The sequence below is a fragment of the Marinilabilia sp. genome, from assembly GCF_016278715.1.
Taxonomy (GTDB): Bacteria; Bacteroidota; Bacteroidia; order Bacteroidales; family Marinilabiliaceae; genus Marinilabilia.
The window spans coordinates 26,032-36,577 of the sequence record NZ_JADQBH010000239.1 but is presented as its reverse complement, the minus strand read 5'-3'; the positions used below and the strand labels follow the sequence as shown (position 1 = coordinate 36,577).

Below are 10,546 nucleotides of genomic sequence, written 5' to 3'. Positions count from 1 at the left end.
CGAACGCAGCAAAATTCAGCTAGGCTAAAAAATGCCGTCGCACAAAGAAATTCCTCTGAGCTGGGTAAAGTATTCATAACACACATAAATACAGGATTTCATTAAATCCGTTTCATTTTAGTCGGACAGTAGTGAAAAAATTACTTTCTGAGCATTAATCCATCACAAACCTCACTCCAAACGATATGATATTCGCTGAGAGGCCGTCTGACCTGTCGTAGTGACTAAATTTCGTCCAAATGTTTTTCATCCCGAATTTACTTACATGCAACTTAGTGAAAATATCGGTATAGCTCAATCCAAGCCCGTATTGATTGGAATTAAAAGAGGCCAGATCATAATCCGAAGTATAATACTGTTCTGTTGAAAAATGCTGTTCATACCCTGCAAAATAGTCAACCTCCGTTTGGGTATAATACCTGAAGGTCGGAGTAACAGAAAACCCCTGAAACAATCTTACCGGCAATTCAACTTCCATAGTATGGCCATCCATGCCCCAGTCATCCTGATAATATCTGTAATACGAGCGAATCACAAAGGTATTACTGATATAATAGTTCATTCTGGCTCCAACAGGCATCTTAAACCTTGTATCCGGCATTCGTTCAATATCATCAGCCAGATGAAAAACACTCCGATTGGTCGGTGAGGTATAATTGGGAATATCCGTTGCCTGGCCTACAAAATAGTCCTCCTTATCCGCAAAATACATCCGGTGATAAGGAGTAGAGAGCAACCCTGATTGCTGAATAAAATCTAAAAAGACTGATGCCTGAAACCGTTTGCTTAATATTTGAGAAAAGGACAAAGACATTGAATACGAGTTTCTTTTCCCGTCGGAAATTGAACTAAAATCGTCCGGGTGATACAAGTCTGTCACCGCACCATTCAGGTTTAGCACATCCACACCACTGAAATATCCCTGATTCAGGAAATTTGACCCATAGCGCTCATACTCATGCAATTCAGTCGGATATATGGGTCTCCAGGTATCCAAATAAACCTGCCCTTTCAATCCAACTTCCGTATTTTTATCATTAAAGAGTCTTGCAATCTGCCCACCAAAACCAATTGATGTATAATCATATTCATTGGAAACATCTCCATTTAAGCCCCAGATAAAATTTCGGTCATCAGACTGATGAGCATAGCTGATATGCCCCGCAGCCAGTACATCACTTCGGGAGGCACCGGAAGAAGCCACCCATGGACTTCCCGTCGGGCCATTGGACGAAACAGAATAATTGTCTTCATATTCATCTTCATCTTCATCCTCTCCTTGTGAAGCGCCGGTATTAAACGGATTAATATTACTGGAAGAAGCCGATGTATAGGCAGAAATCCCCACATCAAAGGTTAGAACATCATCAGCATTCAGCGGCACTTTTACAACAATGGCAGGAGTCCCGTCAGACAGCTCCTCTGTCCCAACGCCACCGCCCACAGCAGAATGGGTCCCATCCTGGGTATAATAGCTCATCAGCATATCAACCTCAATAGATTCCAGAACTTTTTGTTTATAAAGCAGTGTGGAATCATTTTTCTGCGCATTAACCTGGTGAAGAAAAGCCCCAAAACACACAATCAAAATTACAATACTTAACCTCATAATTAATTTTCCTAAAAGAACATAATTCTCCGACTGAATTTAATTACAACCACAGCCTCCACCGGTCTTGCCCCCATTGGCGCCGGCGGCACCTTCCCGGTAAACCTGAAAATTGGTTTCAAACCGCTGGTTTGGGGAAGCAGAAAGCTCCATATCGGTATCATTTATGTACACCTTTTGGTATTCCTTTACCGTTGTACATCCGGTCAGAAAAATGATAAATACAACCAATTTAAAATACTTCATTTCTGTAATATTTTGTGATTCGGCACGATAATTACAATATCAAAAAACAGATCGCTCCTAAATTAATTTCACCAACGCTCCTCTGCATCCCTGTTATTCCAGGTTAGTCCCCGGGTTTTTCCCTGGAAATTTGGACATCTCCTGATTTCAAAATTTCACTACCCTGAGTTACCAATACACAATCCACACCATTGAGCTGATCCACCAGATTAAGTCCGACATCAGCCCCCATCACAAAAACAGCAGTAGAAAGCGCATCGGCAAGTTCTGCCTTAGGTGCAAAAACGGTGACACTTACAAGACCGTGGGAAGGATATCCGGTTCGGGGATCAATAATATGACTATATCTTCTTCCGTCGAGAACGACAAACTTTTCATAATCTCCGGAAGTCACCACTGCCCCATCAAGTATGGGAAACCAGGAAAAAACCTTATTCTTATTCAAGGGGTTGGTAATCCCTACAATCCAGGGCTTCTCATCAGGTTGTTCGCCCCAGACCGTAAGATCGCCCGAAGCATTGATCAATCCTCCTTTAACCCCGTAACTCTTCAAAAGACTTTTGGCTTGATCTGCAGAATATCCTTTCCCTACTGCGCCAAAGCCAATTTTCATCCCTTCTTTTTTGAGGAAAACAGTCCGATTTCCTTCATCCAAAACAATATTCTGATATCCGACATTCTTAACCGATGCAGCCACCTCCTCAGGAGTAGGCATTTGCCTCATGCTGCCATCGAATTTCCAGATTCTGTCCATCGCTGCATAAGAAATATCGAAAGCGCCACTGGTGATTTCAGACAATTTCAGACACCGTTGAATCAGGCCAAACAATTCTTCACTCACTTTAACAGGATGAACTCCTGCAGCCATATTTATCCTGGAAGTTTCTGAATCCGGCCGCCAGGAAGAAATTATTCTCTCAATACGCTCAATTTCAGAAATTGCCATCTCAATGTATTCATCGCCCTTTTCACCCGATTGAGCCACAACAGAGATCTCATATCGTGACCCCATCAGTTTACAAACCCGGGTAAAAATTTTATCCTGCGAAAACCCTTGCAAAGAATACAAAAGGACCACAAAAAGAAACAGCTCCTTTTTCACTACCTACTCAATTTTAATGATTCCAGAATTTCTATGTATTCAGTCGGGGAAACATCCTTATACCCAGTAGTCCCCAAGACATTTCCTTCTGAATCCAGCAAAACAACCAATGGAAAGAAACCCCGTGTATTATACTTTTCCGCGAGGGCCTCATTCTTTTTCATTTGTTCGGCAGATAACTGATTATTCCTGCTTCGGGGAAAATCGGCCCGTAACAGCACAAAATGATCTTTTGAATAATCAATAAACTCATTGGTCTTCCAAATATTCCGATCCAACTTAATACAAGGGCCACACCAGTCTGAACCTGAAAAAACAAGTAAAATAGGAAGCTCTTTTTCTTTTGAAATTTCTTTAGCATCCTCAAGATCTGTCAACCAATTCTGCGAAAAAAGACCATTCACTGAAATAAAAACGATCAATAAAGATACAACAACCCGCTTCATAAAATAAATATTAAGTTAAAACATAAAAACACTTTTACATAAACCACTTAAGCCCCTGCGAAATCTAAGAAAAACTGTGCCACAAAAGAGTTCACCATTGGAAGTCTGAAACGAATTCCGCAAGACAGAAATAAATCGAACAATTAGTACATTGTACAAATCAACCCGAAAGGTAGCTGTGAGAAAACTACAATCCTTCTCAGGGTTTGAAAAAGTCAAGGACAATTCTTTCCAAGCTTTCTAAACTACCTATTTAATAATATAAAATAGCCGGTTCAAAACTGAAAGCAATACAGTTTTTGGAATTTTTTTTTTGCAAATACTATATCAATATTCCGTTAAACTTTTACAAACAGTTGATAATTAACCCATTGTAAAACCAGACAAATAAACCACAACTCCTTCATAATAAAGACTTTGGGTCATTGCGTCTCGATGTTTAAGCCTTTTTTTCGGACCATTGTATATCACATAAACTATTTACTAAAACGATTAAACAGGTATTTTGTTACCAGTTACGACGATATTTAACACAAAAGAAACATTGAACGTTGATTCAGCCCCTTAAATAAAAGTTCATAACAACATCCAACACAATGATTATTCGTAACTTTGAGCACAGTAATCCAATAAGACAATGAAACACAACAGAATTGCTATAATAGACCTGGGGACCAACACATTCAACTTGCTCATAACCGAAGTTGCCGCGGACGGAACCTACAACATTCTTCTGGAATCGAAGAATCCGGCCAAGCTGGGAAAAGGCGGAATTCACAAAGCTACCATTACCCCTGAAGCAGCAGAAAGAGGGATTGAAGCATTGAAATCCCACTTGATTACGATTTCTGACTATCAGGTAGAGAGCATTTTCTGTTTTGCCACATCAGCCATCCGAAGTGCCAATAATGGTCGTGAGTTTGTCCAAAGAGTAAAAAATGAACTGGGACTCACCATCCGTATTATTCAGGGAGATGAGGAAGCCCAAACCATTTTTGACGGCGTACGGCAGGTTTTCCCATTGGATGAAGAATACATTCTGATTATGGACATTGGCGGGGGAAGTATTGAGTTTATTATTGCCAACCGTTTTGGAGTAGCATGGAAACACAGTTTCGAATTGGGTGTTGCACGCCTGCTGGAACAGTTTACCCCTTCCGATCCCATCGAAGAAAGCGAAATCAAAGCCATTCAGAAACATCTGAAAAAAGAACTGGAGATGCTTTTTGAGGCAATCAAACAGTTTCCCGTCAAAAAAATGGTTGGGTCATCCGGGTCGTTTGATACTTTAGCTGCCCTCCTTTCCAGAAAGTTCTACCCTCTGCTCGACAGTTCCAAGCTGACCTCCCTTTTTCTGGAGAACAAACGGATGCAGGTTGTACACAAGGAGTTAATGTCATCCACCTCCGACCAACGCAGAGTGATGCCAGGCATGGAACCACACCGCGTGGACAGCATTGTACCAGCCAGCATCATTGTGAAATTTATAATCGAAGAACTAAAAGTGAAAGAGGTTTGGCAATGCTCTTTTGCACTGAAAGAAGGAGCTATTCTTCAGATTATCTCCAGCCAGATGTAATATTAACACGCCAACAAAAAAAGAAGTAACAGACCATCAAAATAAACATACATCATGCCCAAAATACTTGTCATCGACGACCAAAAAAGCATTCGCAATACACTAAAAGACATTCTTGAGTATGAAAAGCACGAGGTGGTACTGGCAGAAAATGGCCCGGACGGCCTTGAAAAGTTTGAAGCCGATAAGTACGATGTAATTTTACTGGACATCAAAATGCCTGAGATGGACGGAATGGAAGTACTCGATAAAATGATGGAGAGTTCCCCCGACATTCCTGTCATCATGATTTCCGGACATGGTAATATTGACACTGCTGTAGAAGCAATAAAAAAAGGGGCTTACGACTTTATTGAGAAGCCGTTGGATTTAAATCGTCTTTTGGTAACCATCCGAAACGGACTTGACAAAAAAGAGCTGGTCACAGAAACAAAAGTACTCAGACGCAAAGTCAGCAAGACCTACGACATGATTGGTGAATCCGGGCCTATGGTGGAAGTGAAAGAGATGATAGACAAGGTGGCCCCCACGGATGCCCGTGTTCTTATTACGGGACATAACGGTACGGGGAAAGAACTTGTGGCCCGCTGGCTTCACGAAAAAAGCAACCGGGCCGAACAACCATTCATCGAAGTCAACTGCGCCGCTATCCCATCTGAACTCATCGAAAGTGAACTTTTTGGCCACGAAAAAGGGGCTTTTACCTCGGCACATAAACAAAGAAAAGGAAAGTTTGAGCAAGCCAACGGAGGAACCATCTTTCTGGATGAAATTGGTGATATGAGCCTCGCCGCGCAGGCCAAAGTGCTCAGAGTATTACAGGAAAATGTTATTTCAAGAGTGGGAAGTGACAAAGATATCAAAGTGGATGTCCGCATTCTGGCAGCAACCAACAAAAACCTGCAGAATGAAATTAAAGAATCCCGGTTCCGAGAAGACCTTTACCATCGTCTAAGTGTTATCATCATTAAAGTTCCATCGCTCAACGAACGCATTAACGACATCCCCCTACTCACAGAGCACTTCAATAACCTTATATGCAAAGAATTGGGCGTACAACCCAAAGTTTTTGAAGAATCTGCAATAAAAGAACTTCAGAAAATCACCTGGACAGGAAATATCAGGGAATTCAGAAATGTCATTGAACGATTAATTATCCTGTGCAACAACGAAATCACAGATAAAGATGTTCAGACCTACGCAATGCCCATGGCTTAACATTAGAAAAAAATTGAACCATATAAGGCATATAAGCACTTTAAGTTTTGTAAGCTTAAGGAAATTTAGTCAGTAATTTTTTGTGAGAGGCCGGAAGAGGTAGTTTCAATCAGGTACTGCCCGGAAGGCGAACATGCCACCTCCTCTTTAAACAAAAAGTCTTTTTAATCATAAAAGAATTCTTTCTATTAGAAAAATGCTAAGAATTTCCCCTTTCAGGTGCAGACTTAATTTTAGGTGCCTTTTAAAGAAAACCAGTAGTGCGTTCCTAAAATAGTGTTTCAAATGTTTTACTTTCATTTTTTCTTGCTGCAAGGCAAAATTTTAAAGCATAACCATAACTACGGTGCAAAAATTTAACGATGCAGGAAGTAAAAGGGATGTGAAATATGAAATAGAATTTTGTGGTCGCACTACTAGTCCTTCAAAATAATGGAAGCATCCAGATACCAGATATCTCCAGCTCCATTGCCAGGACCCAACAACCATTTTTTGATACTGGAATATTTTAGCTGACGCGGCATGTCACGTGTCACCGAACTGGTAAAGATCAACAATTTTCCGTCGGAAGTAAAAGCCGCCCCCCCTTCGTAAGCTCCTGAATTAACCTTATTACCCAAACTCACCGCTTCCGCCCACTCTCCATCCACTTTGTAAGAAACATACAAGTCAGAAGCACCTTCTCCATCCATGCGGTAAGAGCTAAAAACCAGACATTTACCATCAGGAGAAATGGCCGGGTCTCTTTCGGGCCGATCAGAATTAACGCCGGCAGGAAGCTTCACGGCTTCGGTCCACCCTCCGTTTTCCCTGGGTTGTACAAAAAATATATCCAACGCATTCTCATCCATCGTAATGGTCGCACCCTGATAATCAGCACTAAAATAAACCACCCCATCCTTATCCACCGAAACGGAAACTTCATTCCTGGTATCATTGCTAAACGGCATTAGTTGCGGGCTAATCCATTGTCCATTCTTTCCTCTTCTACTCCTCCAAATATTCCAGTCTGGAATCCCATCATCCTCCTGAACCGGGCGATTGGAAGCAAAGAAAAGAAATTCTCCATCCGGCGATAGGAAAGGACTTGTATCCAAATAGTTCCCCGAAAAGCCAACAACCTCAGGATAGCTCCAAAACCCATCGTGGAAACGCGTAGCCATGATGACTGAAAACATTCCGTTTTTCCGAAGACAATAATAGAACTCACCGCCATCAGGGCTCAGGGTTCCGTATGCTTCGTCCAACCCGGAGGAAATAAAACCAGGTGACATAAGCATGGGCTGATCTCCTACCTCATCAGAAAAGAAAAAATCGGAAGGGGACTCCGAATAAGTCTGCGAAAATACAATCATCCCTGAGAAGAAAAAAACCGAAACCAGATGTAGAAACTTTATCATATAATGCGTCTTGAAAATACCTTTGCCAATCGGACAAAAATAGACCTTTTTATTTGATTCCTGAAAGAGTATTTCCTAACCTTCACCATTAATAAAGAATCCATTTCGATTTCCAACTAACAGCAAAACACAGCCGCCCTTAGTAAAGTTGATTTGAAAATAAAGGACTATTCTTAACACCAATTTTAATTAAAGAAGATTTAATTTCCTGATACTTGCAATAGTCCGTTATCCCGAATGCTCGGAATTACAATCAGCTGGAAGTCGGCCATTACAGTTCAATCCAGACAAATCACAACTCGCTCATAATAAACACTTTGCGTCATCAACCCTCTGCGTTTATTTTTTTTAACGGACTATTAATTAGAACATCCAAAAACAAAATTCATGAAGTACAAGGCTTAACGGCGGAATTCTCACTACTAAAGATGTATCTTGGTAATTCATTTTTTATTTACTTTACACAAAAAAATGGGAAAAGACCGGCAACCTTTCATCGGCATTTTTGGCAGGAGGAACAATGGAAAGAGCACTATCATTAACAGGCTCGCAGGACAGGAAATTGCCATTGTTTCGGATGTGCCCGGAACGACCACCGACCCCGTTAAAAAGTCGTTTGAAATTACAAACTTTGGTCCCGTAGTTTTAATTGATACCGCAGGAACTGATGACATCGGCGATTTGGGCTTAAAACGAATTTCCAAAACGCTGCAGTCCATCGACCGTATTGATCTTGCCATACTAATAGCTGCAAACAACCAGATTGAAGAGCCTGAAATAAAACTCATTGCCGAGTTCAAAAAGCGGGAAGTCCCGTTTCTGGTTATCCACAACAAAGAAGATATCAACCCGGCAACAGCTTCCACCGTGCAGAACTACACCGAAAAGGGAAGTTCCGGTTTTCTGAGACTGTCTCCCGACATTTCCTCCGAACCCATTATCGAGGCTATTCGAAGAACCATTCCGGAATCGGCATATACCACCCCCACATTGGTTGGAGACCTCATCGCTCCGGGAGATGCGGTATTGCTCATTACCCCCATCGACATTGAGGCTCCGGCAGGAAGAATGATCCTCCCTCAGGTTCAAACCATTCGTGATGTTTTAGACAATGAAGCTGTTTGCATCGTCCTGAAAGAAACGGAGGTAGATTCTTTTCTTGCCAAAACCGGCATCACACCGGCATTGGTGGTTACCGACTCTCAGGTTTTTCCGAAAGCAGACAAATCAATACCAAAAAACATACAACTAACCAGCTTTAGCATTCTTTTGGCCAGATTTAAAGGAAACTTCAGTCAATACATGGAGGGCACCCCAAAAATCGATGAACTAAAAGAAAATGACCGGGTGCTGATTCTTGAATCCTGCACCCATCATGTGGCCTGTGATGACATTGGCCGTGAGAAAATCCCTAAATGGCTGAGAAAACATACCGGCAAGCAACTGGAATTTGATGTCATTGCAGGTCTCGACAACATAAAACGCCCCATTGCGGATTATGCCCTGGTTGTTCAATGTGGCGGCTGCATGATTACCCGTCGACAGCTTCACAACCGGTTAAAGCCAGCTATTGAAGCCAATATCCCCGTTACCAACTACGGAATGGCCATCGCCTGGGTGCACGGCATTTTCAATCGGGCGATTGCTCCATTTTCTATAATGCAAAAGTAATTTCGACAGGAAAGCAATCGCTTGAAGCTGGAAGTAAGATAGTCAGTAGTCATTTGTTGAGATACCAGATTTCAACAAACCCAAACAACAAAGAATATCCGATATCCATCCCATCCTTGGAAGGCACCAAAAGGGGCAGGTGGAATTTAAAAAACCACACCCGTTGAAGAATATACAATTCTCTGAAAATTAATAAAAGGCTGCCTTATGAAGACAGCCTTATCCATCATTATCAAAAAGTGACAGTTGTGTCACCAGAAAAAAATCAAGGTGCAACCGTTGTAGTCTGCCCAACAGCATTTTTGATTATTCCGCGCTTCGACCCTTTAATAAAAGTAATAATTTGCCCCATTTCAGGACTTGGGTCCAGATAAGCCTGCATATATTCAATGGCTTGTGAAACGTTTCGTCCCTGCTGATAAAGAGCCCGATAAATATCGTGAATATTGTCTATCTGCTCCCGATTGAACCCTCGTCGCCGCAATCCAACCAGATTGATTCCCATATAAGCTGCAGGCAACCCAAATACTTTCGTATAAGGTGCCACATCCGACAACACTCCGCACATACCTGATACCATTGAATGCGTCCCGATTCGACAAAACTGGTGCACGGCACTCATTCCGCCAATTACCACCCAGTCTTCGAGAACCACCTCACCGGCCAGCTGAACACTGTTAGCAACCACACAGTGATTTCCTACCTCCACATCGTGCCCAAGGTGAGCATAGGCCATAAGCAAAGTATCATTACCAACTTTGGTTACACCTTTTGCCGCAGTACCCCGGTTAATAGTAACATATTCACGAATGGTGGTGCGATCGCCCACTTCAACGGTACTGTACTCTCCATCAAATTTCAGATCCTGAGGTTCGGCAGAAATCACCGCCCCGGGAAAAACCTTACAATCTTTTCCAATTCTGGCACCGGGATAAATGGTTGCATTGGCACCAATCCAAGTCCCATCACCAATCACCACATCTTTATCAATCTTAGCAAAAGCCTCAACCGTTACATTTTTTCCAATCCTAGCATCCGGATGTATCTCCGCTTTCTTCGATATGAGTTGCTCCATTCTCAGTCTATATTTCAAAAGGAGAACAATTGTTTGTGAACAAATCGCTCTGCTTATATTAACAATTCATCAATTTCACCTTTATTTTTGACAACTGAGCAGAGTAATACACGTACATCGGATTCAGATTTTTTTTTATATTTCGCAACATCGGCTACCAATAGCTGACATACAGCTTATTAAAAAATAAATGTTTTTCT

General features: G+C 41.8%; 9 protein-coding genes. 3 read left to right on the top strand and 6 right to left on the bottom strand.

Going from position 1 to position 10,546, the window contains the following annotated elements; genetic code table 11:
- Positions 1-154 precede the first annotated feature (154 nt).
- The 4 genes from QZZ43_RS14885 to QZZ43_RS14870 form a co-directional block, all read right to left on the bottom strand.
- Positions 155-1,609: a DUF3570 domain-containing protein gene (locus QZZ43_RS14885; RefSeq protein ID WP_291861075.1), complete on the bottom strand. Its 1,455-nt coding sequence runs from the start codon at positions 1,607-1,609 to the stop codon at positions 155-157.
- 39 nt (positions 1,610-1,648) lie between these two features.
- Positions 1,649-1,855: a DUF4266 domain-containing protein gene (locus tag QZZ43_RS14880; RefSeq protein ID WP_291861073.1), complete on the bottom strand. Its 207-nt coding sequence runs from the start codon at positions 1,853-1,855 to the stop codon at positions 1,649-1,651.
- Positions 1,856-1,958: 103 nt separating this feature from the next.
- On the bottom strand, positions 1,959-2,957 hold the full coding sequence (locus tag QZZ43_RS14875) for an FAD:protein FMN transferase (RefSeq protein ID WP_291861071.1): 999 nt from the start codon (positions 2,955-2,957) through the stop codon (positions 1,959-1,961).
- Positions 2,957-3,403: a thioredoxin family protein gene (locus QZZ43_RS14870; RefSeq protein WP_291861068.1), complete on the bottom strand. Its 447-nt coding sequence runs from the start codon at positions 3,401-3,403 to the stop codon at positions 2,957-2,959. Before QZZ43_RS14870 ends, QZZ43_RS14875 begins: the two co-directional genes overlap by 1 nt.
- Before the next feature lie 637 nt (positions 3,404-4,040).
- Here QZZ43_RS14870 and QZZ43_RS14865 point away from each other — a divergent pair.
- Both QZZ43_RS14865 and QZZ43_RS14860 read left to right on the top strand, forming a co-directional pair.
- On the top strand, positions 4,041-4,982 hold the full coding sequence (locus QZZ43_RS14865; protein WP_291861066.1) for a phosphatase: 942 nt from the start codon (positions 4,041-4,043) through the stop codon (positions 4,980-4,982).
- A gap of 54 nt (positions 4,983-5,036) precedes the next feature.
- Positions 5,037-6,200: a sigma-54 dependent transcriptional regulator gene (locus QZZ43_RS14860; protein ID WP_291861063.1), complete on the top strand. Its 1,164-nt coding sequence runs from the start codon at positions 5,037-5,039 to the stop codon at positions 6,198-6,200.
- A gap of 416 nt (positions 6,201-6,616) precedes the next feature.
- Here the strand turns inward: QZZ43_RS14860 and QZZ43_RS14855 are convergent, their stop codons facing one another.
- Positions 6,617-7,600, bottom strand: coding sequence for a hypothetical protein (locus tag QZZ43_RS14855; protein ID WP_291861060.1), 984 nt, complete (start codon positions 7,598-7,600; stop codon positions 6,617-6,619).
- A 471-nt stretch (positions 7,601-8,071) separates the two neighbouring features.
- Here QZZ43_RS14855 and hydF point away from each other — a divergent pair, with 471 nt between their 5' ends.
- A complete protein-coding gene (hydF, locus tag QZZ43_RS14850; RefSeq protein ID WP_291861057.1) occupies positions 8,072-9,271 on the top strand; it encodes a [FeFe] hydrogenase H-cluster maturation GTPase HydF in 1,200 nt (399 codons plus the stop codon).
- A 265-nt stretch (positions 9,272-9,536) separates the two neighbouring features.
- On the opposite strand, the gene lpxA is transcribed toward hydF, so the two are convergent.
- Positions 9,537-10,346: an acyl-ACP--UDP-N-acetylglucosamine O-acyltransferase gene (gene lpxA, locus QZZ43_RS14845; RefSeq protein WP_291861056.1), complete on the bottom strand. Its 810-nt coding sequence runs from the start codon at positions 10,344-10,346 to the stop codon at positions 9,537-9,539.
- Positions 10,347-10,546: the final 200 nt, after the last annotated feature.

What these genes read in the sequence shown, in the direction of transcription:
- QZZ43_RS14865 (WP_291861066.1), top strand. Translation starts at nt 4,041, where the DNA reads ATGAAACACAACAGAATTGCTATAATAGACCTGGGGACCAACACATTC.
- QZZ43_RS14860 (WP_291861063.1), top strand. Translation starts at nt 5,037, where the DNA reads ATGCCCAAAATACTTGTCATCGACGACCAAAAAAGCATTCGCAATACA.
- lpxA (WP_291861056.1), bottom strand. Translation starts at nt 10,346, where the DNA reads ATGGAGCAACTCATATCGAAGAAAGCGGAGATACATCCGGATGCTAGG.
- QZZ43_RS14855 (WP_291861060.1), bottom strand. Translation starts at nt 7,600, where the DNA reads ATGATAAAGTTTCTACATCTGGTTTCGGTTTTTTTCTTCTCAGGGATG.
- QZZ43_RS14880 (WP_291861073.1), bottom strand. Translation starts at nt 1,855, where the DNA reads ATGAAGTATTTTAAATTGGTTGTATTTATCATTTTTCTGACCGGATGT.
- hydF (WP_291861057.1), top strand. Translation starts at nt 8,072, where the DNA reads ATGGGAAAAGACCGGCAACCTTTCATCGGCATTTTTGGCAGGAGGAAC.
- QZZ43_RS14885 (WP_291861075.1), bottom strand. Translation starts at nt 1,609, where the DNA reads ATGAGGTTAAGTATTGTAATTTTGATTGTGTGTTTTGGGGCTTTTCTT.
- QZZ43_RS14870 (WP_291861068.1), bottom strand. Translation starts at nt 3,403, where the DNA reads ATGAAGCGGGTTGTTGTATCTTTATTGATCGTTTTTATTTCAGTGAAT.